Raw genomic sequence first — 24,578 nt, 5'->3', positions numbered from 1 at the left:
TCGTCTGGGAGTGGCTCCGGTCCAGGAGCCGCTCCAGCAACAATACTGGGGAAGCAAACGATGCGCCGCGCCGACAGGCTCTTTCAGATCGTGCAGCATCTGCGGGGTGGCCGTCTGGTCACCGCCCAGAAGCTCGGCACGTGGCTCGAGGTTTCCGAGCGAACCATCTATCGCGACATAGCCGACCTGCAATCGACCGGAGTGCCGATCGATGGCGAGGCTGGTGTCGGCTACATGATGAGGGAAGGTTTCGACCTTCCGCCGCTGATGTTCACCCGTGACGAGATCGTGGCGCTGGTTGCCGGCGCGCGCATGGTGCGTGCCTTTGGCGGCGCCGCCATGGCGCGGGCCGCCGACGAGGCGCTGGTCAAGATCGGCGCCGTGCTGCCTGACGCCGAAAAGGACCGCATCGCCCGCACCGAGATCCACACGCCGATGTGGGTGGTCAGCGACGCCGCCCGTGAGGCGATCGACCTGATCGAGCGCGCCGTCGAGAAGCGCCAGGTGCTGACCATCGACTATTGCGACGAGGCCGGCCGCGGCACCGCGCGCGACATCAGGCCGCTCGGCCTGTGGTTCTGGGGCAAGGTATGGACATTGGTCGCCTGGTGCGAGATGCGCGACGACTTCCGCGCCTTTCGCATCGACCGCATCGCCTCGGTGGTGATCGCCGGCCGCATCTTCAAGCCGGAGCGGGGCAAGCAGCTCGCCGACTTCTACCGCGCCGTGGAGCGCAGCGAGGACTATGGCATGGCGCCGGACCGCGTGGCGCGAAGCTGAGACTGTGTCTGGAACAAAAAAGCCCGCTCGAAGCGGGCTTTTTTGTCGGTCTGTCTTGGACCTTATTCGTCGTCGGCGTCTTCGTTCTTCGACTTCAGCGCCGAGAGCTTGGCGAACACGGCGTTGGCGTCGAGTTCGGCATCCTCGTCCTTCGGCTTTTCCGGAGCCGGCACTAGCCGCTCGGTCAGGGCCGCCGGCAGCAGCGTGTCGCCGACCGGCTGCGCCTGTTCGCGGCCGCGCGAGGCGCGGTTGACTTCCATGTCGAGGTCGATCTGCGAGGCGAGACCCAGCGTCACCGGATCCATCGGCTGCAGATTGGCCGAGTTCCAGTGCTTGCGTTCACGGATCTGCTCGATCGTCGACTTGGTGGTGCCGACGAGACGCGAAATCTGCGCGTCCTTGAGTTCGGGATGGTTGCGCACCAGCCAAAGAATGGCGTTCGGCCGGTCCTGGCGCTTCGACAGCGGCGTGTAGCGCGGACCCTTGCGCTTGGATTCCGGCACCCGCACCTTGGGGTCGGAAAGCTTCAGGCGCTGGTTCGGGTCCTTCTCGGCGCGCGCGATCTCGTCGCGGGTCAGCTGGCCGGTCATGATCGGGTCCATGCCCTTGATGCCTTGCGCCGATTCGCCATCGGCGATCGCCTTGACCTCGAGCGGATGCAGCCCGCAGAACTGCGCGATCTGCTCGAAGGAGAGCGCGGTGTTGTCGACCAGCCAGACGGCGGTCGCCTTGGGCATCAGCAGCGTATTGGCCATTTTAGAAAAATCCTTCTCGTTCGCCCGCGTTCCCGCGCGGGCGGTGGTTTAGAGCCACCAAAATGGGAAATTCGCGGCCTGTATAACCGTTCCCTTGCTGTTTCGCAATGTTTTTGGAGGCGCGGCTGCCCCGATGCGTTCGGGAACCGGCAAGCGCGTTCAAAAGGCTAGGCCGCCAGCGTCGTCAGCCAAGGGGACGGGCACTTTGAGCAGGCCGCGGAAGTGCTGCGCGCGACCCTGCAATTGCCTGCGGCCCAAAAAGACAAAACCCGCTGGACGGGGTCCAGCGGGCTCGGAACCGGAAACGGGAAACGTCTGCGACGGCTCTACTTCTCAGCATGAGCCCGGCCCTGCGGCCGGGTCGTGCTTGATGTCAGATCGCCTGGCGGGCGATCCGTTCGATGTCGGCGCGGTTGATGCCGAGATCGTGGAGCTGACGTGCGTTGAGACGGTTCAGTTCGCGCACGGTCTCGTTGTACATGCGCCAGTTACGGAAAGCGCGGATCGGGTTCATGGTGGTCCTCCTGATGGGGTGTTCGTTTCGATGCTGCACAGATAGTGATCATCGATGAGGACTTGAACGGCCGATTTTGCATAGCAATGATGCAAATGCTGCATTGCACCATTAAGCTTCTGTTCATCTTGTAGGCAGGGGGCGGAAGCGCCGAGATTCAGGTGATGCCGTCCTAGCCGACGTCGAGCACGATCTTGCCGATATGCTCGCCTTCCTCCATGCGCTCATGCGCGCGCCAGGCATCGGTGAGCGGGTAGATCATGTCCATGACGGGAGCCACCTTGCGCGTGCCGAGCAGCGGCCAGACCTGCGCTTCCAGCGCCGCCGCGATCGCCGCCTTGAACTCGACGGTGCGCGGCCGCAGCGTCGAACCGGTGTGGGTCAGCCGCTTGACCATGATCTTGGAGAAATCGGCGCTGGCGACAGCGCCGGCCTGCACGGCGATCTGCACGATGCGGCCTTCGACCGCGGCGGCCTCATAGTTTCGCTGGACATAGTCACCGCCGACCATGTCGAGGATGACATTGGCGCCCTTGCCGTCCGTCGCCTCCTTGACCGCCTTGACGAAATCCTCCTCGCGATAGTTGATCGCGCGGTCGGCACCGAGCTTCAGGCAGGCGTCGCATTTTTCCTTGCTGCCAGCAGTGGTGATGACATAGGCGCCGAAGGCCGACGCGAGCTGGATCGCTGTCGTGCCGATGCCCGACGAGCCGCCATGCACCAGCAGCGTCTCGCCTTTCTTCAGACCCCCGCGTTCGAACACATTGTGCCAGACGGTGAAATAGTTTTCCGGCACGGCCGCTGCTTCCGTATGGGTGAAGCCGGCGGGCAGCGGCAGCACGCTGCCGGTGTGAACCTTGACATATTCGGCATAGCCGCCGCCGGGGGTCAGCGCGCATACCCGGTCGCCGATGCGCCAACGCGAAATATCGTCGCCAAGCGCGGCCACTTCGCCCGAGACTTCGAGGCCCGGCAGGTCCGATGCGCCGGGCGGCGGCGGATAGGCGCCCTTGCGCTGCTGCACGTCGGGCCGGTTGACGCCGGCGGCATGCACCTTGATCAGGATCTCGCCGGGGCCGGGCAAAGGGACATCGCGCGTCTCCGGTTTCAGCACCCGTGGACCACCCGGCTCCGAGATTGCAATTGCCGTCATCCTTGCCGGAATTTTCTGTCCGCTCGCCATGAAGTTTCCCGTCTTTCCTCGCCGCATTCTTACCGGCTGTTTGCATCCACACCCTTGCCCTATGTATGCTCATTGCCAAATCAGGCAAATGGCCAATCTGGTGTGGCGGAGGAGGAGCAACGATGGCGATCTTCAACGACGAACCCAAGAAGAAGGCGCGTCCGCACGAGATCGGGCAGGATCTGTCGCTGCTTTCCGTCGGCGAGCTGTCGGAGCGCATCGGCATATTGCGCGAAGAAATCGCCAGGCTGGAAGCGGAGCTCAAGGCCAAGGACAACACCAAATCGGCCGCCGAAGCACTTTTCCGCCGCGGATAGAGGACCGGGGCGGGACGGCTCGCCGCTGAAAAGCCGGAATGCGACTGTCTTCAGACCCTGCCATCCCTTTCAGAGTCCAGCCGGATCAAAAAATGCTCGCATCCTACCGACCGATCCTCTCCCTGCTTCGCGGCACTGCCTTCCTGTTGGCGGCATCTGGCCTGCATGGGCTGCTGTTGCCCCTGCGCGGCCAGGTGGAAGGGTTCTCCACCGCGTCGCTCGGCCTGATGGGCACGGCCTGGGCCGGCGGCTTCGTCACCGGCTGCTTCTTTGCCCCGCGCATCGTGCGCCGCGCGGGACATGTGCGCGCCTTCGGCGCCTTTGCCGCGTCCGGAGCCATCGTGGCCCTGCTCACCGGCCTGATCATCGATGAATATGTCTGGATCCTGCTGCGCGCCTTCACCGGCTTCACCATGGCCGGCGCCTTCATGGTCATCGAAAGCTGGCTGAACGAGAAAGCCACCAACGAGAACCGCGGAACTGTCTTCGGCCTCTATATGATGGTCACCTACGCCTCGATCATGGGCGGACAGATGATCGTCGCCGGCGGTGACGTGAAATCCGCGTCGCTGTTCATGATCACCGGCATCCTGTTCTGCCTCTCGCTGATCCCGACCGCGGTTTCGACAGCGTCGCACCCCAAGCCGCTGCAGGACGTCAAGCTCGACGTCAAGGGGCTCTACGCCAACTCCCCTGTGTCGGCGATCGCCTGCCTTTTGATCGGCATCGCCAACGGCGCCTGGGGCACGCTGGGTGCGGTCTACGGCGCTCGCATCGGCATTTCCACCGCCGAAATCGCCTTGATGATGAGCCTTGTCGTCGTCGCCGGCGCCGCCATGCAGCTGCCGGCCGGGCGTCTCTCCGACAAGACCGACCGGCGTTTCGTGCTGGCCGGCGCAGCCTTCGGCGCGGCGCTGTTCGCGCTTCTGATCTTCCTCTTCGAGCCGCGCTCCGGCGTCTTCGTCATCGTCTTCACCGCCGCCTACGGCGCCTTCGCCTACACGCTCTATTCGATCGCCGTGGCGCATGCCAACGACCACGCCCGTGCCGAGGACTTCGTCAAAGTGTCAGGCGGACTGCTGCTGCTTTACGGCTTCGGCACTATGATCGGGCCTTTGCTGGCGGCGGCGCTGATGGGCTGGATGCGCCCGGAGGGCCTGTTCCTGGCGACCGCCTTCGCGCATCTGTCGCTGGCCGGCTACACGCTGCTGCGCATCAGCCGCCGTGCTCCGGTTCCGATCGGCGATCGCGACGCCTTCAAGACGCAGCCGGCCGACCGCTCCGTGACGCCGGAAGCATTGCGGCTTGATCCAAGAAGAAAAGCAGAAGCAGACAGTTGAGATTCGAAAAACTTTGCCTCACAAATGAGGCATGATGTTTTCCGACGCCTTCATGGCGATCGCCGACCCCAATCGGCGCCACCTTCTGGAAGAACTTCGACGCGGTCCGAAGACCGTCAACGAGTTGGCGGCCGGGTTGCCAGTCTCACGCCCGGCCGTATCACAGCATCTGAAAGTGTTGCTCGACGCCGGACTGGTCAACGCCAAGGCCGAAGGCACGCGGCGCGTCTATACGGTAAGCAATGCCGGCTTCCTGAGACTGAACATCTGGCTCGATCAATTCTGGGAAGCTTAGCAGCGCTCTGCGAGGCAACGCGGATTGATTTCATGCCGGGAGGAACAATCGATGCGACGTGACGCGATTCTTGCCGCTTTGACCGCGACCAATCTGGTTTTACTGGCGGGGATCGGGCTGATGCAGATCCTGCCGGCGAGAGCGCAAGACGGCGCGGGCATGCTGCGCGGCAGCGGACTTGAGATCGTCGACGGCGAAGGCCGGGTGCGTTCCAGCATTTCCGTTTTGCCGGCCAAAGCCGGCGAGGCCGAAACCGTGCTGTTTCGTCTGATCACCGAAAGTGGCCAGCCATCCGTCAAGATCAGTGCGTCGACCGCCAGCGCAGGGTTGAGTTTCGTTGGCGGTGACGACAAGAGCTACATCATCCTCGATGCGGCCGGACCGGAAACCCGGCTCAAAATGGTCGAACCGGACGGGCGCGAGAAGGTGATCACGCCCTAGGCCGCGTGCCCCCGGGAAAGCTATCAGGCCTCCGCTGCGAGCGCCGCGCCGAGCGCATCGAGCAGTTCGCCCGTTCCATGCTCACGCGTGGCCGAGGTGTCATGGCCGTCGAAGAATGCACCCTGCTCCGTCATCACGAGCCGCGTGCCTCCGCTTTCCGCCAGGAACTCGATCGTCGCCAGGGACACAGAGACGCGGGTTTCGCCGAACAGCAGCTCATAGCTGTAGACGATGCGCTGGTCCGGCACGATGTCCTGATAGACCGCATTGAAAAAATGCATCTGCCCATCGCTCGGGCAGCCGGCATTGACCTCCTTGCCACCGACGCGGAAGTCCATTTCATGCCGGCTGGGCATGGGGTCATGGGGATCGACGAACCAGCGCCGCTTGGCATCAGGATTGCTGAATGCCGAGTAGACTTTCGCCGGCGTCGCCGGATAGCTCCGCTCGACGACAAAGGTGGAATGGACGACGGATCGTTGGCTCACTGCGGTCTCCTTCATGTTTCGTCTTTGGTTTCAGCCAGAAAATCGCCCAGCCGATCCAGCCGGCGCTCCCAGGAGAGACGTCGCTCGTTGATCCAGTGCTCCGCCGCCCTCAGCGCCTTGGGCTCGATCTGGCAGGTACGCACACGCCCCACCTTCTGCGTACGCACCAGGCCGCTCGCCTCCAGGAGGTTCAGATGCTGGACGACAGCCGACAGCGACATCGCCAGCGGCTCGGCCAGCTGGCTGACCGAGGCCGGGCCGCGCGACAGCCGGTCGACCATCTGCCGCCGCGCCGGATCGGCAAGCGCCTGGAACATCAGGTCGAGCTGGGCGGGATCGTGCAGCATCGCGGTCAGCCGTTATTGTAGGGGAAGAACTTGAAGTATGGCCGCGCCTCCTCGATCACCCTGGCGAAGGCGGGGCGCTGCAGCAGGCGGTCGTGGTAGCGCTTCACGGCGGGATATTTGTCGCCGAACGGCTCGACCTTGTTGGCATAGAAAAGCGCCGGGGACGCCGCGCAATCGGCCAGGCTGAAGGCGTCGCCCACCGCCCAGGTCCTCGACTGCATCTCCTCTTCGATGATGGCGTAGGAATTGCGCAGCTGCTCGCGCGCCTGCTCGACGCCGAACGGATCAGTCTTGTCCTGCGGCCGCAACCGGTCGCCTACGATCTTCTGCATCGGCTCCTGCACATAGAAATCATAGAAGCGGTCGGCCTGGCGGACCGCTAGCGCCAGGTCGATATCGGCGGGAGCGAGCTCGACCGGCCCCGGATAGTACGCGGCCAGATATTCCACGACGATGGTCGATTCCAGCACCGTGCGGTCGCGCGCATCGTCGCGCAGCGCCGGCATCTTGCCGCTCGGCGATATCTTCAGGAAGGCCGCGCGCGAGTGCTCGTCACCGAGATCGACGATGACCGGGTTGAAGGCGGTGGCGTTCTCATAGAGCGCGATCAGCGGCTTCCAGCAGAAAGAGGCCAGCGGGTGGAAATGCAGCGTCAGGGACATTCTTTGCTCTTCTGTTCGTGGTTCGTCGACGGCGGGACCTAGGCGCCCGCCCGTCCAACACTGAAGCATTTACTTAACTATTGCGGCATGCCTTGTTCGTCAAGACCGTTCGTCAGGTCTCAATTCGACCTGACATGCGCGACGATGGCGGCCTCTATGCCGGGCCAGTCCTGCGGATGCAGTTCATGGCCGCCGCCCTCGATGCGAAGAAGTTTTGCGCCGGCGACCGTTTCGGCCAGCGCCTCGCCATGCTCGACCGGAAAGATCGGATCTGATGTGCCGTGGATGACCAGCAGAGGCGCCGTCATCTCCGGCAAGCGGCCCTTCCATTCATCGCCACCCTTGAGCGAAAAATGATTGGTCGCGCTGAGGAACCCGTCGGAGCGGTCGTAATCCTGCTCGATGAAGGCTCTGATCGCGACCTCGTCGGACGCATGTGCGGTACTGGCGATCGCCCTGGCATCCTTGACCATGAAATCGATCACCTGGCGGCGGTCCGACCAGTCGACATCGGCGCCGGCGGCCGAATGCTCGATATAGGCATCGGTCGTCTGCGGCAGATGCGAAGTGTCCATCCCGACCGGCGAACTGCTGATCACCGTCAGCGACGCGACGCGGGAGGGGTGCTTGAGCGCCACGCGTTGCGCGATCATGCCGCCCATCGACATGCCAATCACATGGGCCTTGCCGATGCCATGGCTGTCGAGCACACCGATCGCATCATCCGCCATGTCGTCGAATGTGTAAGGCGGCTTGCCCGGCGGATATTTGGTCGAACGGCCGGTATCGCGATTGTCGTAGCGGATGACATACAGGCCGGTATCCGCCAGCTCCCGGCAAAACGCCTCCGGCCACCACAGCATCGAGGCCATCGCGCCCATGATCAAAAGCAGCGGGGGATTTTCAGGATCGCCAAAGGCTTCGGATTTGATCTCGGGGCGATTGATCGTCGTCATCACGCAGTCTCCTAATCTGATTGCATTTTGCAATCGGTTGCACCATAATAAAACTGATACGATAATGCAACTGGTTTTGCGTGGAGAGAATCGAATGAGCCTCGATCGCCGGTCCGGCTGCCCGATCAACCTGTCGCTGGAAGTGTTCGGCGACCGCTGGAGCCTGATCATCCTTCGCGACATGATTTTTGGCGGCAAGCGGCATTTCCGCGAACTGCTCAACGGGTCGATAGAAGGCATTGCCTCCAACATCCTCGCCGACCGGTTGAAGCGGCTGATGGAATTGGGGATGCTGACCAAGGCCGACGATCCCAGTCACAAGCAGAAGGCGATCTACAGCCTGACCGAGATGGCCATCACGCTGGTGCCGATTCTCGCCCATCTCGGCGCCTGGGGCCGCGTCTGGCTGCCGACCAGCGAGGAACTCTCGATCCGCGCCGAGTTGCTGGAAAAGGGCGGACCGCCAATGTGGGAGAAATTCATGGATGAGTTGCGCCATGAGCATCTGGGTATGCCGCTCGACCCGGCATCCGGTCCTTCTGTCCGCGCGACCCTGCAGGCCGCCTTTCAAGCCGTGGTCGCCAGCAAGGCTCCCGGCGCCAGCCCGGCTGCCTGACCAACTATTTTCCCCGTTAAGAGGCCGGCTCTGCTAGAAGAAGCGGAAACCACAATTCACGGGATTGGATAAGGTCTTGGTTGAGAACTCTCGGGATGCCGCCCGCGCGCGCGCCGATCTGCGCTTCAAGAAGCAGGAAGAGGCGGCCACGGTCCGCCAAAAAGCAATGGCCGAATATGCCGCGGAGAGCGACGCCCGCAAGGTAAAGACCGACAAGTTGCGGGCTCTGCGGCTGGCCAAGGAAGCCGAAGACCTCGCCAACGCGCCGTCGGCGCCCGCCAAGAAGCCTGCCCGCGCCAAGAAGAAATAGCGCACTGCGTCCAGGCAACCCGGCCTGACCCTGCCGGCAATGCTTGCTCGTCAAGCCAGCCGCTCGACGGCGCCTTCCTGGCGACAGAGGCTCTTCATCCCAACGCTTCACAAGAAGCAATTTCAACTGAAACCGGGATTGTTTCGGCCGGCCGACCGCCGATGATTGTCCCCTTCCAACAGGAGACTGCCATGACCGCGCTGCCGCTCGAAAAAGCCAGGCAAATCATCGACGCCGCCTTCGCCAAGGGCGCCGATCTCAAGCTCAAGCCGCTGGGCGTCTCGGTGCTTGACGCCGGCGGCCATCTGGTCGCCTTCCAGCGCCAGGACGGCGCCTCGTTCCTGCGTCCGCAAATGTCGGCGGGCAAGGCGTATGGCGCGCTGGCCATCGGCATGGGTTCGCGCAAGGTTGAGGCCTTCGCCAAGGAGCGCCCGCATCTCGTCGCCGGCATTTCCGACGTGTCGGGCGGACGCGTGCTGCCGGTCGTCGGCGGCGTGCTAATCCGCGACAAGGCCGGCACTATTGTCGGCGCCATCGGCATTTCAGGCGACACCTCGGACAATGACGAAGCCGCGGCCATCGCTGGCATCGAGGCCGCCGGCTTCACCGCCGACCCGGGCTGAGTGCTTAGTTGAGGTTGATGTCCCGGCTTGCCGACCGCATCGACACCGCGAAACCGGCCATCACATCGAACAGCGCGATGATCATCAGCGTGAAGAAGATCGAATGCGCCGCGCCCTTGACCAGCAGGAATTCGACCAGGAAGGCGACGAAGACCAGCGTCGACAGGAGATGGTCCATGATCGAGGCACTGGTCGTGCGCGCCGACTTCACCATTTCGAGGAACAGGAAGATCAGCCCTATCAGGATCATCAAATCGCCGAGCGTCATCGAGAACACCCCGCCCGACATCATGCGGAACGAGAAGATCTCGCTCGCCCACGGATCGTCACCGCCGCCGAAAATTCCGAGCAGCCCAAGATTGTAGAGAATGAAAGGCACGATCAAAAGCGGGACGGCACCGAACATCTGGCGTCTCCATATGGGGGCACCTTCTGTAGAATGCGCCACAGCCACGCCGTCAAGATTTTTCGTGTGAAGCCGCAAACACGGTAGAAGACCGGATGCAACAACCATGTCAGCCGACATCGAGCAAGCGAGACGGAGGCTCAGCGGTTGAACGAGCCGGTGCGCAGCGCGCGACGGTGATACGGCAGGCTGAACCAAGGCCCCGGCCATCAGGCTGCCAGACGCAAAAAGACCGGCCAAAGGCCGGTCCTTTGTAACTCAACCGTTCAAAAAAGCTGGTCTCAGCTTTCCTTGGGGGTCAGCACCTGGCGACCGCGATACATGCCGGTCTTCAGGTCGATGTGGTGCGGACGGCGCATTTCGCCGGAATTCTTGTCCTCGACATAGGTCGGGGCCTTGAGGGCGTCGGCCGAGCGGCGCATGCCGCGCTTGGACGGAGAGGTTTTGCGTTTCGGAACGGCCATGGATATGCTCCACTACATGGTCAAAAGCCCCGCCCGCCCTCGTGAAAGGGCCATGTCGGGGCCTAAATCTGAGAAAGTCGGGTGCCTATACACGCCTGACACCGTTTTGGCCAGCACTGCAGTGAATTTTTTTGTGTCGGCTACTCGAGGCAACCGACATAGGCGCCTGAACGGCCGGCGCGCCTCTCGATCAGATTGGCCAACCTTCTCAAGCCCGGCCCGGGTTTTGCCGGATTGCGGGCGATCGGATTGGGCAAGGTGACGGCGAGAAGTGCGGCCTGCCTCCGCGACAGCTGTTTTGCCGGAATGCCGAAATGATGCTGCGCCGCAGCCTCGATGCCGTAAACACCCGGCCCCCATTCGGCGATGTTGAGATAGATCTCCATGATGCGGCGCTTCGACATCACCGCGTCGAAATAAACGGCCAGCGGCAGTTCGACGACCTTGCGCACCGAGCCCAGCGGCCGTGACCACAGAAAAAGGTTCTTCACCGTCTGCATGGTGATGGTCGAGGCGCCGCGTGTCGCCTCGCCGGCCAGCGCATCGTCGACAACGCCGCGCAATTCGCCGAGATCGACGCCGCGGTGGAAGCAGAACTGCCCGTCCTCCGACATGATGACGGAGTGGGCCAGAACCGGGGCGACATCGTCGATCGACACCCAGCGCCGGTCAAAGCCGGAGAAGGTCGCCAGGTCCTTCAGCATCAGCGTCGACACCGGATGCACGAAGGACGGCAAGTAAAGGAAGGTCAGCACTGTCGGGATGAGCGCCAGCACGGCGGCCACGACAAGGCAGCGCCGGACCCAGCGCCTAAGATTGCGGCGGTTCAAGCCGCGCGATCTTGTCGCCATGTCCAGCTTTTCGGTCTCATGATCGACGATCGGTTCCGCCAAGCCGCCCAACCCGTGCTTCTCCTCGCTCCGGCATAATGGCGCTTGCCTTCTTGCGCAACGTCTGAGTGTCGGCTACCGCTCCCGATCATGACGAATGACGACGAAATGGCGTTCGAGATGGCCCTCATCAGGCGGGCGGCGGCCGTCGAGGCGCTGCTACGGCGCCTGCTCGACGATCGCCCGCTTTCGGGCGAGATCGCGCGGCCCGACCGCCTGATGGCGGCGATGCGCCATGGCGTGCTGAACGGCGGCAAGCGCCTGCGCCCGTTCCTGGTCATGGAAAGTGCTGCCCTGTTTTCCGCCGATGGCGAAGCGGCACTGCGCGTCGCGGCGGCACTCGAATGCGTGCATTGCTATTCGCTGATCCATGACGATCTGCCGGCGATGGACGATGATGATCTGCGCCGCGGCCAGCCGACCGTGCACAAGGCCTTCGACGAGGCAACCGCGGTCCTGGCTGGCGACGCCTTGCTGACGCTGGCCTTCGACATCGTCGCCGGCGAGGCGACCGTGCTGCCGGCGGAGCGGCGGGTAGCCCTGGTGCTGGCGCTTGCCCGTGCGGCCGGCGCCGGCGGCATGGTCGGCGGCCAGAAGCTCGACCTCGAGGCCGAGCAGACGCCGCCCGACGAGGCGGGCATCATAACGCTGCAGGCGATGAAGACCGGCGCGCTGATCCGCTTCGCCTGCGAGGCCGGCGCCATCATCGCCGGCGCCGCGGCCGAGGACCGCGAAAGACTGGCCGAGTTCGGCTCGGCGATCGGCCTTGCCTTCCAGCTGGCGGACGACCTGCTCGACCTCACCGCCGACGCCAGCCAGATGGGCAAGGCGACCGGCAAGGACGCCGCCGCCGGCAAGGGAACGCTGGTGGCGCTGCACGGTGCGAATTGGGCGCGCAGCCAGCTGCACGGCCTTGTCGCGCAGGCCCACGCGCTGCTCGATCCGTTTGGTGACAAGGCGGCGCTGCTGAAGGAGGCGGCGACCTTCGTCGCGACGCGCAACAGTTGAGTGCGGCCCGCGATGTCGGTGCGGGTGGACAAAAGGGAGATCCTCTTCGATGTCGGCCAATCTGTTCGATCTCAGCGGGCGCCGAGCGCTCGTAACCGGCTCGTCGCAAGGCATCGGCTTCGCTCTGGCCAAGGGCCTGGCGCAAGCCGGCGCCAGCGTCATCCTCAATGGTCGTGACGCGTCGAAGCTCGGCGCCGCGGCGGCGCAGATCCCCGGAGCGGAAACGCTTGTCTTCGACGCGACCGGCCACGACGCGGTCCGCTCCGCTATCGACAATTTCGAGCTGTCGAGCGGGCCGATCGACATACTGGTCAACAATGCCGGCATGCAATTCCGCACACCGCTCGAAGACTTTCCCGCCGATGCGTTCGAGCGGCTGCTGCAGACCAATGTCGCCAGCGTCTTCCATGTCGGCCAGGCGGTTGCACGTCACATGATCGGCCGCGGCCGTGGCAAGATCATCAACATCGCCTCGGTCCAGACCGCACTCGCCCGCCCCGGCATCGCGCCCTACACGGCGACGAAAGGCGCGGTCGGCAACCTGACGAAGGGCATGGCGACCGACTGGGCGAAATACGGCCTGCAATGCAACGCCATCGCGCCCGGCTATTTCGACACGCCGCTCAATGCAGCCCTTGTCGCCGATCCGGCCTTCAGCGGCTGGCTGGAAAAGCGCACCCCGGCCGGCCGCTGGGGCAAGGTGGAGGAACTGGTCGGAGCCTGCGTGTTCCTGGCCTCCGATGCCTCGTCCTTTGTCAACGGCCATATCCTCTATGTCGATGGCGGCATCACCGCATCGATCTGATCGCCGCGCCGCATGATCGTCATGGTGTCGCCGGGCCGGGCAAGCCAGTGGATTATCGGCGCTTTCTTCTGGGTGTGCCTCCGACCGGCGCCGGCCCAGGGCCACCCTTGAGGGTCGGGCCGATCTCGTCCAGCGTCATCGATTTCGCCCAGTTCTTGTCCTCATAGAGATCCGCGAGCTTGTCCAGGTCGACAGGCCCCAGATCGGTGATCTTGTTTGTGCCCTGCTTCCATGCGCTTTCCCAGATCATGGCCAGGCTGCGCGCCCCTTCGGCCAGCAGCTCGACGGTTTTGTCGCCGAACTCGCTCCACATCTGGCTCTTGTCTCGAACATAGGTCTCGATGATCGCGTCGACCGAGATGGTTTCGAAGGCCGTGCGCATCACGTCGACGGTGGCCACCGCGGCGTCGTGACCGGACTGGCACAATTTCCGGAAGCCGTGCGATCCGAGCCGGCCGGGCGCAATGCCGAGCAGGGTGTTAAGGCGCGCCAGCATTTCCGGCGCATGCGAGCGCAGCATGTCGGACTCATAGGCCGAATGGACCTCGTGGCCGAAAATCTCGCCGGTCGCAGGATCCTTCCGATCAGGATCACCGTTGAACTTGTAGGAGATATGCAGCGGCTGACAGCTGTCGCCCTCATAGTGAGCCATGACGCCTGCTGCGGCAACGAAACCCACCGCGTCTCCCGCTTTGGCCGCCTGCACCATCATATCGTAAAACTGCCAGACACGGAACGGCAGCAGGCCGCGAGAGCGGTCATGAATGTCGTCATAGTAGTCCTGGAAAACCTTCACGGTCACCATATTCGGATCGGTACGGCCACCACGGCCCTTGGTGAGGTCGAGCAGAGTGCGGCCGCGCGAGTTGGGCTTGTCCATATCGGCAAAGTGATTGGGATTTTCGTGATTTCCCCTCGCGGCGGGACTGCCAGGGCGCTTCCATACTTTGTCCGGCACATCGGCAAGCGGGGAGAAGCGCCGTTGTGACGCGGTCGTAAACGACTTGGCGGCAATATTGTCATCGCCATAGGCGACGCGGTCGATATTGGCCATCATCAATTTGGAAAGATTGGGATCATCGATCAGTTGGCAGGCTTTGGCTCCGATCGTGTAGTGGCCGACATCCCCCCAATACTCGGGCAATCCGGAATTGATCCCGCGCAGAACATCCACGTCCAACTCGCGACAGACGGTGCTGACGAAAGTCGCCAGTGCAAGTCCTTGGGCCACACTGCTGCGGCCGCGATCGACAAAGACATGTCCGCCCCATTGAATCGCCATGGGACGCAAAGGATCGGCACCTTCCGCATCAGGATCCGACACGCACCACAGCGTGCCGGAATCTCCGGGACGCGTCGTCATTCCACGGTCGGGGGCGATCAGCAGGTCGGACACGTAATCGGTACCGCCAATCGATTTGTAGCGATAAAACAGCGCCGCGACCTTGCCGGCAAGCGGCCCGGAAGCCCCTCCGAATGCCCGCACCTCACTGTCGATCAGATCGACCGTGATGTTATCGGCGTGAATGTCGAGCGGCGCGCCAATCGGGCCGAGGCCCGCGATCTGCGAGGTCCACATCGAGACATCATCAACTTCGACAAGACCCACATCAAGATTTGTGACTGCGCGGGCTCCCGGCCATCCCGGATAGACCTCCTGGAAAGGCTTTTTGCGAATTGACCCATCAGCCGATACGCCAACGTCTACACGATCGCCGCGCAAGATGGTCGCGACCTTGTCCCCCGGACGGCCGGCGACGTGCTGGTTGGTGAGCGCGAAGGTTGCGCGGCCGTCACTGACCAGACACCCGACCGAGCCAAAATGATCCGTCCCTTGTACTTTTGCCGTCAGCAGGAAGCCTCCGCCGATCAGGCCGTTGGGAAAGGATGGTGCATCGTCGCTTCCGGCTGGCGCATCCTGGCGTTCGACAAGGATGGTGCAGGTCGGGATGACACGCCCGTCCGGCAGGAACAGCGCCCGAGGTACCATCTGATCGGGGTTCCGGCCGAAATCGGCGCGGTCGACCCAGCGGTCGACGAAGACTTGTACGCATGGCCAGGACCACGGCCTTATCACTGTATTGTAGAGCGTCTTGGCTTCGGTGACAGGCTTGAAATCCTTCGGCTTCTCTTCGGCTGGAGAATGGGCGGCATACCAATCGTCTTCATGGATGCGATATCGCCCGATGGCAGTTGCCGTCACATTTACCAGATGAGACAGGTGGAGATGGTAGGCGTCACGCGCCTCAATTAGATCGCGAACCGAAAGCGAGCTGTAGTCGCGCTGAGGTGGAAACTGCTTCATGACATTCCCCCTTCTTGCTAATTGTTATTTTATTGAACTTTGTACCCTTCCTGGTGAATAGCCAGGCTGATGCTATCATACATTGAACAAAGAAAAGAAGAGCCGACTGTTGTTGATATTTGTGTCAGTCGTGTGAATATAAGATCGAGGAGTCTTATTGAGCTCCTTATACAGCCTCACCAACTACGCCGCACGGCACGAACAAGGCCGCCCCGGACACATCGTTGACATAGGCCGATTGCGAAACCCGTACGGCGCGAAGTTGCTTTCTGGACGGCATCTCCGACCCGGGAAGTCGCGATCATATCGCATCCGCTTTTGCCGGCACGTCGCCGGCGCGCGAACGAAATCTTAATGTAAATGAAGCGTAATCCCGGTCGTTAAAATAATGCGTATGTGTTGGGGTTGCGCATGCCGGAATATTCTTCCTTCATCCGGTTTGTCCGGATTCGCTATCTTTCAGGATTGCTGATTTTCGCGCTGGCTTCCACGGCCATCATGGTTGCGCTCAACCGTGTCAATTCCTTCCGCCATGAGATCGACGCTCTAAGCAGCAACCTCGTCGTCTTCACCCGCGACCTGCGCAACGCGACCAGCTTCGCCGAGACCACCGGTTCGGCCTGGCGCAACGAAACGCGTGACGCGCTGACCGCTTCGGCCCGCGACCATTCCGAACGCCTGACCAGCGAGATCGACACGCTGACCGCCCAGTTCGCCGCGCTACGCTCACGCCTGTCGGCCAAGACCATCAACGAGCTCGAAACCGCCTCGGTCAACGGCGACCTGTTCTGGTCGGCGCACGACATGGTGCGCAACTTTAACCTGATGTCGATGGCGCAGAAGGCGGATGAATGGAGCTATCGGGAAATCCGCAACCAGAACGACCTGTTTGTCCAGCCAATGCTGGTCCGCGTCCGCACCGCCATGGATGAAGAGCGCCATTTGGCCGACGCGTCCAGCGACCGGTTGCTGTTGTGGGCGAGCGGCCTGCTGTTCGGCGTCCTGGCCATCGTCGCCTTCTGGATCTTCCGGCCAATGGAGCAGGCGATCCGCCGCGCCTTTGCCCAATCGGCCGAATCCCTGTTCAAGGCCGAGGCCGCCGACCGCGCCAAATCCGAATTCCTGGCCAATATGAGTCACGAGATCCGCACGCCGATGAACGGCGTGCTCGGCATGGCCGAACTCCTGGCCAAGACCGAACTGACCGCGCGCCAGAAGACCTTCACCGACGTCATCGTCAAATCCGGCAATGCGCTGCTCACCATCATCAACGACATCCTCGATTTCTCCAAGATCAATGCCGGACAGCTCACCCTGGACCCCGCCCCTTTCCGTCTCACCGAAGCGGTCGAGGATGTGGCAACGCTGGTCTCGGCACGCGTCGCCGAGAAGAACCTTGAACTGATCGTGCGTGTCGATCCGCGGCTGCCGGCCCATGTCGTCGGCGACGCCGGCCGCTTCCGGCAGATCGTCACCAACCTGGTCGGCAATGCGGTGAAGTTCACCGAGAAGGGCCATGTGCTGATCGATGTCGGCGGCGAGACCGTCGACGATGTCGTCCAGCTCAGGTTGCGTGTCGAGGACACAGGCATCGGCATCCCGGCCGAGAAACTGCAGAACGTGTTCGAGAAATTCGCCCAGGTCGACGGCTCCTCGACCCGCCGCCACGAGGGCACCGGCCTTGGACTTGCCATCGCCGCCCGCCTCGTCGACCTGATGGCGGGCAAGATCGGCGTCGAGAGCGAGATTGGGCGCGGCTCCGTCTTCTGGTTCGGGGTGCCGCTGCCCGTGCATCATGCCGAGGCGCGCGACGCGATCGTGCCAGTCGACGTCACCGGCGCGCGCGTGCTGGTCATCGACGACAATCCGGTCAACCGCGAAATCCTGCTCGAGCAGCTCAGAAGCTGGAGCTTCGACTGCGCTGCCGCCGAAAGCGGCGCGGTGGGGCTGGCCTTCCTCGATCGCGCCTGCCAACTGGGCGCCAGCGTCGATTGCATCATCCTCGACTACCAGATGCCCGGCATGAACGGCGCCGATGTCGCCCGGGCCATCGCCGCCGACAGCCGGCTGTCGACCATCCCGATCGTCATCCTGACCTCGGTCGACCAGGTCGATTTCGGCAAGATGATCATCGATTTCGGCATATCAGCGCACCTGACCAAGCCGGCGCGCTCGGCGGTCCTGCTCGGCACGGTCATCTCGGTCATCCAGAAGGCCCGCTCGCAGGTCGGCAAGGCGCAGTTCGTTCGCGAACCGGTCCAGCCGAAGCCGGTGCCGCAGGCGGCTCCGCCCGCCTTCACGGTCATCCGTGGCCCGGCCGTGCCGGTGATGGCGCTGCCGGAATCGACCGCGCTGCCGAACGGCACGATCGACATCCTCATCGCCGAGGACAATGAGGTGAACCAGCTGGTGTTCGGCCAGATCCTCAACGGGCTCGGTCTGAGTTACCGCATTGCCGGCAACGGCCGCACGGCGGTCGAGATGTACCGGTCGCTGCATCCGAAACTGATCCTGATGGATGTTTCGATGCCCGAGATGAACGGCTACGAAGCGACCCGCGCCATCCGGGCGATCGAAACCTCGTCGGGCGGTCACATCCCGATCGTCGGCGTCACCGCGCACGCGCTGAAGGGCGATCGCGACAAATGCATCGAGGCCGGCATGGACGACTATCTGCCAAAGCCGGTTTCGCCCGACCGCCTGGGGACGAAAATCGGCACCTGGCTCAGCGAAACGGTGGTGGCCAAGACGGCGTGAGATACGTCGGGGCGGGCTGTCGGATCAGCGCAGCCGACCGATCGGGATGATTTCCGCAGAGGTGTCCGCATAGGCTTCGCCCTGCCAGTCGCCGAACCATTGCTCCACCAGCAGGCCGGCGTCGTTCAGCATCCCGGCAAGATCTTCCCTTTTCGGAAACGCGATTTTCGATTCGGCGCCCAGAATTGGTCTGCCGCCCGGAATTTCATAGAAGGTCGAATAGGTGACCACCGCACTGGCGGCATCCCAATCCGCATCATACCATGCCCTGACCGTGCCGAGGCTGGGATGCTCCACCATCCTTTCGGAGCGCTGCGGCGTCCATTCCAGCCACGCCTCCACGGCGGGATTTCGCGTGTCGAAGATGAAGCGCCCCCCGGGAGCGAGATGTTCGGCGATGGTACGCAGCACCGCCCGCTGATCCTTTTCGGTCAGGAAAACCTGGAACGCGTGACCGGTCAGCAGCACCAGATCGAACCGGTTTTCGAGCCAAACCGTTCGTGCGTCGCCGACAACCCAGTCGACCTTGTCGCCGCCGGTCCTGCGTCGCGCGACGTCGAGCATGGCCGATGCGGGATCGACACCGGTGACGTTGCACCTTTCGGCCATTTCGGCAGCCAGTTGACCCGTGCCGCAACCGAGATCGAGGACCGAGCCGCCATCCCGGGCAAGGCGGATGCAATAGTCGAAATCGGCGCGGCCGTCCTGATTCTCGATGTCGTAGAACTGAACAAAGTCGGGATCATTGTAGATCAGATCGGTCATGTCGCCGCCTTTAGCTCAAATGCCTGCCATTCGCTACAGGCACAGTCGACGCTGCCGATGGCGTTGCGGCGTTGCTCGGCCCCCATACTCAGCCGGCCGCGTCCAGACGATAGCGGCGCATCCAGTCGAAGCTTGCCTCGTCAGCGAGCTTTGCGACGCCAGGCCGGATGTCATCGGCATTAGGCAGTGGAACGCCGAGGGCCTCGCAGAGGGCCAGCAAGGTCGCCGCCGGGTCGGCGGAAAGCCGCTCGTAGCCAATGCGCAATGGCGTCAGGCCTTGCGCCGCGAACCAGATGTTCCAGGCCGTGTCATAGGCTTCGAGCTTGGCGAGTTCCCCTTTGATCCGCTCGAAATCATAGTGCGGCTCTTGCGCCGGCGCGACCCTTTCGATCTCGGTGCCGTCAGGCGCAATGTGCCAAAGACCGGTCTGCTGCGCCTTGATTAGCGAGATTGCCTGCGCAAGCTTGTTCTCGCGCGACAGGTGGATGTAGAGGGTGCGGCCAAAGGCCTTTTCGAAACGCGCTGTATCCGACGCCAGCCCCGGAAAAATCAGGTCGAGAATCGACGAAAGTTCATCCAGGTTTTCGCGCATCAGGCGCAGGCCGAAAATGCCTGTTCCGCCCTTTCCGGCGGTGATCGCTGCGTTAAGATAGGCAATCTCGAATTCAAGCTCGCCCATCGTCTCGCGGGCCGGCAGTTTCCACTCGTCGGCCCACTCCGACAGGTCCTGTCGCCGATAGAAGGAGTGCGGATCGCCTGATGTCCGGGTGGAGGCCAGGAGCTTGCACAGCAAGGTGCTGCCGGTTCTCGGCGTGCCGCAGATAATGTAGGCGTCGAACATCCCGCTGCCCTCGTCGCTCATCGCAGGCAGGGCAATCCCGGCCAGTCCGCCGTCGCCTATAGTCGAAATTGTTGCTGGATGCGACGGGCACACTCGAGCGGTGTGAACCGGCTGGTGTCGACTTCAAGGTCGTAGCATATATCCTGGTGCACGCGCTCATATTGCCAGCGCGCCAGCCCCGGCAGCCTGTCCGTGCGCTGCGCTTCGCGGGCTTCCAGCACCTCCAGCGGCGCCATGACGCCGACCAGATGGAGATCGAAGGCCGACAGCAGCTCGACATAGTCCGATAGCTCGCCGTTGCACAGCACGTCGTCGACGATCAGGTCGTTGCCTTGCCCAGCCATGGCGGCAATGGCGTGGCGCATGCCGCGCAGGGTCTTTTCGCCCACCGCTCCGGTCCGGATCACGACCGACGGCTTGCCGTCCCGTTGAACGGTTTCGTAGGAGAAACCATCGGCATGGTCCTGCAAGGCATCGGGCAGCATATCGAGAAAACTGTCCATCTGGACATGCAGGAACGGCGCGGCGGTTATTGCCTGCAACGCCCTGGCGATCGAGCTTTTGCCGGCACTGCCGACACCATTGAGCAGAACGATCCTGGCTGTCATCGTCAAACGCCTCTCTCGGACCGGCCTACCGGTTGCGCACCACCACGCACGCCCCGCCGACACTCTGCAGTTTCTGGCAGATGACATTGGCGGCGGCACGATCTTCGATGCCGATCCTGACCGCGTAGATGCCGCGCCGGCCAATCGGCGTGCGCACCCGGCTCACCACGGGGTCGTGGCCGGCGAGCAAGGCCGGGAACCGGCTCCGCACCCTGAGCCACTGGCTGACTGCCGCGCTGCGGCGGAAATTGCCGGCGACCTGTACGCCCCAGGGTTTGACGTTGATCGAGGCCATCGCAACGGTCTGCGACATGATGACAGGCAGCTTGCGGCAGGCGACGGCAAAATCCGTCTTGGCATCCAGCGGTTTGATTTTGCCGGCATAGGCGGGGTCGGTGAATTTGTCGACCGGCTCGCCCATGACGTCGAAGACATAGCTTTCGGTTTCCATCGGCAGGAAGCCGCCTGAGCCCAGCCAGCGCGACACCCGGCTTTCGCCGGCATTGTAGGCGGCCGCCGCCAGGCCGAGATTGCCGTAGCTGGTTTTCATTTCGGCGAGATATCTAGCCGAGGCCGGGATCGCCTGGTTGATGTCGAACGAGTTTTCGAGCCCCCGCATCTTGGCGGTGCCTGGCATGAACTGGGCGATGCCTTCGGCGCCGACGGGGCTGACGGCGTTGGGATCGAAACGGCTTTCCTTCCAGATCAGCCGGGCGAAGAAATCCCGGGGCAGGCCGTTCTGGTCGGCATGGGCCTGGATCAAGTTGCAAACCTTGTCGATCAGCCGCTGCTTGGCCGATTGGGGCGGATCGGCCTGGGCAAGCGCCGACCAGGCCATACCGAACAGGAAAATCAGCGCCGCCCAGAGGAAACGCTGCATCTGAGCTACTCTGCCGCGGCCTTGCCGCGACCAAACCGTTGCTCGATATAGTCGGCGACCATTTTCTCGAAATCCGCCGCGATCGACGGTCCGCGCAGCGTCGCCGCCTTCTTGCCGTCGACGAAGACGGGCGCCGTCGGCGTCTCGCCGGTGCCGGGCAGCGAAATGCCGATATCGGCATGCTTGGATTCGCCGGGGCCGTTGACGATGCAGCCCATCACCGCGACCTTGAGGTTCTCGACGCCCGGATATTTTTCGCGCCACACCGGCATGTTCTTGCGCAGATCGGCCTGGATGTTCTGGGCAAGCTCCTGGAACACGGTGGAGGTGGTGCGGCCGCAGCCGGGGCAAGCGGCGACGATCGGCACGAACTGGCGGAACCCCATGGTCTGCAGCAGCTCCTGCGACACCTGCACTTCGCGCGTACGGTCGCCGTTCGGCTCCGGCGTCAGCGAGATGCGGATCGTGTCGCCGATGCCTTGCTGCAGGAGGATGCCCATGGCGGCGGACGAGGCGACGATGCCTTTCGAGCCCATGCCGGCCTCGGTGAGGCCGAGATGCAGCGCATGGTTGGAGCGGGTGGCGAGCTCGGTGTAGACGGCAATCAGATCCTGCACGCCGCTGACCTTGGCCGACAGGATGATCTTGTCGCGGCCAAGGCCGATCTCTTCGGCCATCTCGGCCGACAGGATCGCCGACTGCACGATCGCCTCGCGCGTCACTTCCTGCGCGGTCAGCGGGAAACCCTTGTCCTGGTTTTCGTCCATCAGCCGGGTCAGAAGCTCCTGATCGAGCGAACCCCAGTTGACGCCGATGCGCACCGGCTTGTCGTGTTTGATCGCCATTTCGACGATATCAGCGAACTGCCGGTCCTTCTTGTCCTTGAAGCCGACATTGCCCGGATTGATGCGGTATTTGGCCAGTGCTTCGGCGCAGGCCGGATGATCAGCCAGAAGCTTATGGCCGATATAGTGGAAGTCGCCAACCAGCGGCACATTGATGCCGAGCCGCAGGAGCCGCTCATGAATGCGCGGCACGGCGGCCGCACTTTCGTCACGGTCGACGGTGATGCGCACGATCTCGGAGCCTGCGCGGTGCAGCGCGGCGACCTGCGCAACTGTCTGATCGATGTCGGCGGTGTCGGTGTTGGTCATCGATTGCACCACGACAGGCGCGCCGGCGCCGACGACAACGCCGCCGACATCGACACCGACCGAGGTGCGGCGGGGGAAGGGAGAGGAAAAATATCCGGTCATGCCGGCAGCCTTTTGTCTCTGGGGCCTAGCGCGTCCATTCGGACGCACAAGCACGCCCCGGGGCCGATGCGCTGAAGTCCGGGCATGAGGTGGAGGAGCAAAGATGGCTTGTCAATGGCGACAGGTCGCCACTGGCAGCAATTGATCCAGCCGGCGGCCTGAAACAGGACGCTGCCCGACGGCAGTCGACGTGCAAAAAGGGGATCGAAAGGGATATTAGCTACAGCTTATGACATAGGACTGAAAATCAAACCACCTACACCGGCGGCGGGTGCCGCCGGCAAGGAAGACCGCATAGTAGGCGGCTATGTCAGTCGGGCATCAATGCGTGGTCGGTTGCGCTTTCAGTTTCTCAATCGCATCCTTGAGTGCCAGCTTGCGTCGCTTGAGATTCACGATTTCCAGGTCGTCCACCGACGGGTGGTTCATCGCGTCATCGATTTCGCGTTCGATGTCGCCGTGTTTCCGCTGCAACTCATCAAGATGGGAAGCAAGAGACATGAATGGTTCTCCCTTTCATGGTTTCCTCGATTGCAGCCGTCAAGGCGCGTCCACCGCAGGTCGCTTCTGTGACGGCACAATGACACTTTGCCACCTTCCGACTGCGATGTCGAATGCTGCGTGGTAGCATTCCACGACAATGTGAAATGTGATATGGGCTGCGCGCCGGTGGTAAAAATTGCCGCCCCCGCCCAATCAGGCCCAGTTTTTGGGCGCCGCAGACGTGCAGACGGTAGAGAATGTCCGATCAGGAACAGGCCGATATTCGCCTCGAATTTTCCCGGCTGAAGCAGGAACACGCCGATTTCGATGCGGCGATCAACGCCATGATAGCCACCAACTGCGACCCGCTGCAGATCCAGCGCATGAAAAAGAAGAAGCTGGCGCTCAAGGACCGGCTGATGAAGCTGGAAGACAAGATCATTCCAGACATCATCGCTTAGAGCGATCCACCGTTTCATGGAAACGGTGAAGCGCTCTAACTCTTTGTTTTGACGCAACTCCCAAGGGAGGGAGAGCGCTACGCGCTTTTCCAGGGGAAACCGTTTCACACTTTTCCTGGAATTGCTCTGAATGCTTTCCCTATCCGCCGATCGACAGCCTGGCCGCGCGGTCGCGCAGGAGGCCGATGAGACTGCCGGTCCGCTCCTCGGACGTGTCGATGGGAACCACCAGGCACATCGTCGCCTCGACCTTGCCCGGCGCTGAAAAGACCGGCACGGCAAGGCACTTCGTGTACGCATCGACCAGGCCCGAGGTCACGCAGTAGCCGGTAACCCGCGCCTTGGCGATGTCGGCGATGAAATCGTCGAGCCGCAGCTTGCGGCCGTCGGGCAGCACGAGATCGTCTTGCGACACCATGGCTTCGACCTCGGCCCGCTCCAGCCCCGCCAGAAGCAGCCGGCCGGACGCGGTCCACGGCAGCGGTATCTGCAGGCCGGTGGCGGAGCTGATGCGGAACGGCCTGGTGCCCGGGCTGGAGTGCACGATCGTGTAGCGGCCGCTCTGCAGCATGCACAGTTCCGAGGTCTCGCCGGTTTCGCGCGACAGATGGTCGACCTCCTGGCGCCCGCGCCGCAGCAGGTCGTTGCCGCGCACATAATCCATTCCATAGAGATAAAGCTTCTTGCCGAAATAGACCCGGTTGCCGTCGCCGGCCATTTCCAGCAGGCCGGCGTCCACCAGCGACCGCACCAGCGTGTAGGTCGTCGAACGGGGTGCATTCACGCCCTTGGCCAGGTCGCCAATGCCGATTGCCCGCTGCGTCGTGTGCAGGAAGTCCAGGATCTCGAGCACCCGGTTGAGCCCCTTCTCGCGGGAGGCCGTCGTCTTTTCGTCGGCCGAAACGGCCAAGGCATTGCCATCTTGCATTGTCGATTCCTGGTGTTAGTATCTGTCTTGTACAGGATACATGCGTCTCTTGTAAGAGACAATCGCTTTTCCTGTGCATGGGGAACACAACACG

Annotated in this window: 30 protein-coding genes; 12 read left to right on the top strand and 18 right to left on the bottom strand. The window is 62.9% G+C overall.

Annotated elements, in window-relative coordinates; all coding sequences use genetic code 11:
* Positions 1-60: 60 nt before the first annotated feature.
* The gene (locus JG746_RS07245; RefSeq protein ID WP_095201249.1) at positions 61-780 is read left to right on the top strand and encodes a helix-turn-helix transcriptional regulator; all 720 of its coding nucleotides are present in this window, start codon (positions 61-63) and stop codon (positions 778-780) included.
* Positions 781-842: 62 nt separating this feature from the next.
* Here the strand turns inward: JG746_RS07245 and JG746_RS07240 are convergent, their stop codons facing one another.
* The 3 genes from JG746_RS07240 to JG746_RS07230 all read right to left on the bottom strand — a co-directional run bounded on the left by JG746_RS07240 (position 843) and on the right by JG746_RS07230 (position 3,232).
* Positions 843-1,535 (bottom strand): DUF1013 domain-containing protein, encoded by a 693-nt coding sequence (locus tag JG746_RS07240; protein WP_044548374.1) that lies wholly within the window; start codon positions 1,533-1,535, stop codon positions 843-845.
* Between the two features lie 373 nt (positions 1,536-1,908).
* Positions 1,909-2,049 (bottom strand): DUF1127 domain-containing protein, encoded by a 141-nt coding sequence (locus JG746_RS07235; RefSeq protein WP_202357532.1) that lies wholly within the window; start codon positions 2,047-2,049, stop codon positions 1,909-1,911.
* A 172-nt stretch (positions 2,050-2,221) separates the two neighbouring features.
* Positions 2,222-3,232: an NAD(P)H-quinone oxidoreductase gene (locus tag JG746_RS07230; RefSeq protein ID WP_202357531.1), complete on the bottom strand. Its 1,011-nt coding sequence runs from the start codon at positions 3,230-3,232 to the stop codon at positions 2,222-2,224.
* A gap of 122 nt (positions 3,233-3,354) precedes the next feature.
* On the opposite strand from JG746_RS07230, the gene JG746_RS07225 reads away from it, so the two are divergent.
* From JG746_RS07225 to JG746_RS07210, 4 genes are all read left to right on the top strand, one after another.
* Positions 3,355-3,549 carry a DUF1192 domain-containing protein gene (locus JG746_RS07225; protein WP_202357530.1) on the top strand — a complete coding sequence of 65 codons (195 nt, stop codon included), beginning with the start codon at positions 3,355-3,357 and terminating at the stop codon, positions 3,547-3,549.
* A 92-nt stretch (positions 3,550-3,641) separates the two neighbouring features.
* Positions 3,642-4,889 carry an MFS transporter gene (locus JG746_RS07220; RefSeq protein ID WP_202357529.1) on the top strand — a complete coding sequence of 416 codons (1,248 nt, stop codon included), beginning with the start codon at positions 3,642-3,644 and terminating at the stop codon, positions 4,887-4,889.
* 31 nt (positions 4,890-4,920) lie between these two features.
* The gene (locus tag JG746_RS07215; protein WP_010911936.1) at positions 4,921-5,184 is read left to right on the top strand and encodes an ArsR/SmtB family transcription factor; all 264 of its coding nucleotides are present in this window, start codon (positions 4,921-4,923) and stop codon (positions 5,182-5,184) included.
* Positions 5,185-5,262: 78 nt separating this feature from the next.
* Positions 5,263-5,625, top strand: coding sequence for a hypothetical protein (locus tag JG746_RS07210; RefSeq protein WP_244730690.1), 363 nt, complete (start codon positions 5,263-5,265; stop codon positions 5,623-5,625).
* Positions 5,626-5,648: 23 nt separating this feature from the next.
* Here the strand turns inward: JG746_RS07210 and JG746_RS07205 are convergent, their stop codons facing one another.
* The 4 genes from JG746_RS07205 to JG746_RS07190 form a co-directional block, all read right to left on the bottom strand.
* Positions 5,649-6,128: an SRPBCC family protein gene (locus JG746_RS07205; protein WP_244730688.1), complete on the bottom strand. Its 480-nt coding sequence runs from the start codon at positions 6,126-6,128 to the stop codon at positions 5,649-5,651.
* The gene (locus JG746_RS07200) at positions 6,125-6,460 is read right to left on the bottom strand and encodes an ArsR/SmtB family transcription factor (RefSeq protein WP_137930819.1); all 336 of its coding nucleotides are present in this window, start codon (positions 6,458-6,460) and stop codon (positions 6,125-6,127) included. Before JG746_RS07200 ends, JG746_RS07205 begins: the two co-directional genes overlap by 4 nt.
* A gap of 5 nt (positions 6,461-6,465) precedes the next feature.
* Positions 6,466-7,122, bottom strand: a complete 657-nt coding sequence (locus tag JG746_RS07195) for a glutathione S-transferase family protein (protein ID WP_202357527.1) — start codon at positions 7,120-7,122, stop codon at positions 6,466-6,468.
* Between the two features lie 119 nt (positions 7,123-7,241).
* Positions 7,242-8,078 carry an alpha/beta fold hydrolase gene (locus tag JG746_RS07190; RefSeq protein WP_202357526.1) on the bottom strand — a complete coding sequence of 279 codons (837 nt, stop codon included), beginning with the start codon at positions 8,076-8,078 and terminating at the stop codon, positions 7,242-7,244.
* A 94-nt stretch (positions 8,079-8,172) separates the two neighbouring features.
* On the opposite strand from JG746_RS07190, the gene JG746_RS07185 reads away from it, so the two are divergent.
* The 3 genes from JG746_RS07185 (at position 8,173) to JG746_RS07175 (ending at position 9,627) form a co-directional block, all read left to right on the top strand.
* Positions 8,173-8,694, top strand: a complete 522-nt coding sequence (locus tag JG746_RS07185) for a winged helix-turn-helix transcriptional regulator (protein ID WP_202357525.1) — start codon at positions 8,173-8,175, stop codon at positions 8,692-8,694.
* A gap of 76 nt (positions 8,695-8,770) precedes the next feature.
* On the top strand, positions 8,771-9,004 hold the full coding sequence (locus tag JG746_RS07180; protein WP_202357524.1) for a hypothetical protein: 234 nt from the start codon (positions 8,771-8,773) through the stop codon (positions 9,002-9,004).
* A 191-nt stretch (positions 9,005-9,195) separates the two neighbouring features.
* On the top strand, positions 9,196-9,627 hold the full coding sequence (locus tag JG746_RS07175) for a GlcG/HbpS family heme-binding protein (protein ID WP_202357523.1): 432 nt from the start codon (positions 9,196-9,198) through the stop codon (positions 9,625-9,627).
* A 4-nt stretch (positions 9,628-9,631) separates the two neighbouring features.
* Here the strand turns inward: JG746_RS07175 and JG746_RS07170 are convergent, their stop codons facing one another.
* From JG746_RS07170 to JG746_RS07160, 3 genes are all read right to left on the bottom strand, one after another.
* Positions 9,632-10,033 carry a hypothetical protein gene (locus tag JG746_RS07170; protein WP_064981146.1) on the bottom strand — a complete coding sequence of 134 codons (402 nt, stop codon included), beginning with the start codon at positions 10,031-10,033 and terminating at the stop codon, positions 9,632-9,634.
* Positions 10,034-10,314: 281 nt separating this feature from the next.
* Positions 10,315-10,497, bottom strand: coding sequence for a 50S ribosomal protein L32 (gene rpmF, locus JG746_RS07165; protein ID WP_008834724.1), 183 nt, complete (start codon positions 10,495-10,497; stop codon positions 10,315-10,317).
* Between the two features lie 140 nt (positions 10,498-10,637).
* A complete protein-coding gene (locus JG746_RS07160; protein ID WP_202357522.1) occupies positions 10,638-11,399 on the bottom strand; it encodes a biosynthetic peptidoglycan transglycosylase in 762 nt (253 codons plus the stop codon).
* Between the two features lie 78 nt (positions 11,400-11,477).
* Between JG746_RS07160 and JG746_RS07155 the strand changes: the two genes are divergently transcribed.
* Positions 11,478-12,395, top strand: a complete 918-nt coding sequence (locus JG746_RS07155) for a polyprenyl synthetase family protein (RefSeq protein ID WP_202357521.1) — start codon at positions 11,478-11,480, stop codon at positions 12,393-12,395.
* A gap of 49 nt (positions 12,396-12,444) precedes the next feature.
* A complete protein-coding gene (locus JG746_RS07150) occupies positions 12,445-13,200 on the top strand; it encodes an SDR family oxidoreductase (RefSeq protein ID WP_202357520.1) in 756 nt (251 codons plus the stop codon).
* 52 nt (positions 13,201-13,252) lie between these two features.
* On the opposite strand, the gene JG746_RS07145 is transcribed toward JG746_RS07150, so the two are convergent.
* Positions 13,253-15,505: a hypothetical protein gene (locus JG746_RS07145; protein ID WP_202357519.1), complete on the bottom strand. Its 2,253-nt coding sequence runs from the start codon at positions 15,503-15,505 to the stop codon at positions 13,253-13,255.
* Between the two features lie 411 nt (positions 15,506-15,916).
* Here JG746_RS07145 and JG746_RS07140 point away from each other — a divergent pair, with 411 nt between their 5' ends.
* A complete protein-coding gene (locus JG746_RS07140; protein WP_202357518.1) occupies positions 15,917-18,262 on the top strand; it encodes a response regulator in 2,346 nt (781 codons plus the stop codon).
* A 24-nt stretch (positions 18,263-18,286) separates the two neighbouring features.
* On the opposite strand, the gene JG746_RS07135 is transcribed toward JG746_RS07140, so the two are convergent.
* The 6 genes from JG746_RS07135 to JG746_RS07110 all read right to left on the bottom strand — a co-directional run bounded on the left by JG746_RS07135 (position 18,287) and on the right by JG746_RS07110 (position 23,113).
* Complete coding sequence (locus tag JG746_RS07135) at positions 18,287-19,027, bottom strand: class I SAM-dependent methyltransferase (RefSeq protein ID WP_202357517.1); 741 nt, start codon at positions 19,025-19,027, stop codon at positions 18,287-18,289.
* An 88-nt stretch (positions 19,028-19,115) separates the two neighbouring features.
* Complete coding sequence (locus JG746_RS07130; RefSeq protein WP_202357516.1) at positions 19,116-19,889, bottom strand: Stf0 family sulfotransferase; 774 nt, start codon at positions 19,887-19,889, stop codon at positions 19,116-19,118.
* Between the two features lie 35 nt (positions 19,890-19,924).
* Positions 19,925-20,476 (bottom strand): phosphotransferase-like protein, encoded by a 552-nt coding sequence (locus JG746_RS07125; RefSeq protein ID WP_202357515.1) that lies wholly within the window; start codon positions 20,474-20,476, stop codon positions 19,925-19,927.
* A 25-nt stretch (positions 20,477-20,501) separates the two neighbouring features.
* Positions 20,502-21,356: a lytic transglycosylase domain-containing protein gene (locus JG746_RS07120; RefSeq protein WP_202357514.1), complete on the bottom strand. Its 855-nt coding sequence runs from the start codon at positions 21,354-21,356 to the stop codon at positions 20,502-20,504.
* 5 nt (positions 21,357-21,361) lie between these two features.
* Positions 21,362-22,612 carry a flavodoxin-dependent (E)-4-hydroxy-3-methylbut-2-enyl-diphosphate synthase gene (ispG, locus tag JG746_RS07115; protein ID WP_202357513.1) on the bottom strand — a complete coding sequence of 417 codons (1,251 nt, stop codon included), beginning with the start codon at positions 22,610-22,612 and terminating at the stop codon, positions 21,362-21,364.
* 321 nt (positions 22,613-22,933) lie between these two features.
* A complete protein-coding gene (locus JG746_RS07110) occupies positions 22,934-23,113 on the bottom strand; it encodes a YdcH family protein (RefSeq protein ID WP_010911953.1) in 180 nt (59 codons plus the stop codon).
* A 239-nt stretch (positions 23,114-23,352) separates the two neighbouring features.
* Between JG746_RS07110 and JG746_RS07105 the strand changes: the two genes are divergently transcribed.
* Positions 23,353-23,556 (top strand): YdcH family protein, encoded by a 204-nt coding sequence (locus JG746_RS07105; protein ID WP_010911954.1) that lies wholly within the window; start codon positions 23,353-23,355, stop codon positions 23,554-23,556.
* A 139-nt stretch (positions 23,557-23,695) separates the two neighbouring features.
* Here JG746_RS07105 and JG746_RS07100 read toward each other — a convergent pair whose 3' ends face one another.
* The gene (locus JG746_RS07100) at positions 23,696-24,484 is read right to left on the bottom strand and encodes an IclR family transcriptional regulator (RefSeq protein ID WP_202357512.1); all 789 of its coding nucleotides are present in this window, start codon (positions 24,482-24,484) and stop codon (positions 23,696-23,698) included.
* Between the last annotated feature and the right edge of the window lie 94 nt (positions 24,485-24,578).

The sequence above is a fragment of the Mesorhizobium sp. 113-3-3 genome (assembly GCF_016756495.1).
In the GTDB taxonomy this organism is placed as follows: Bacteria; Pseudomonadota; Alphaproteobacteria; order Rhizobiales; family Rhizobiaceae; genus Mesorhizobium.
The sequence above is the reverse complement of the archived record's forward strand: the minus strand, read 5'-3'. Positions and strand labels throughout refer to the sequence as shown.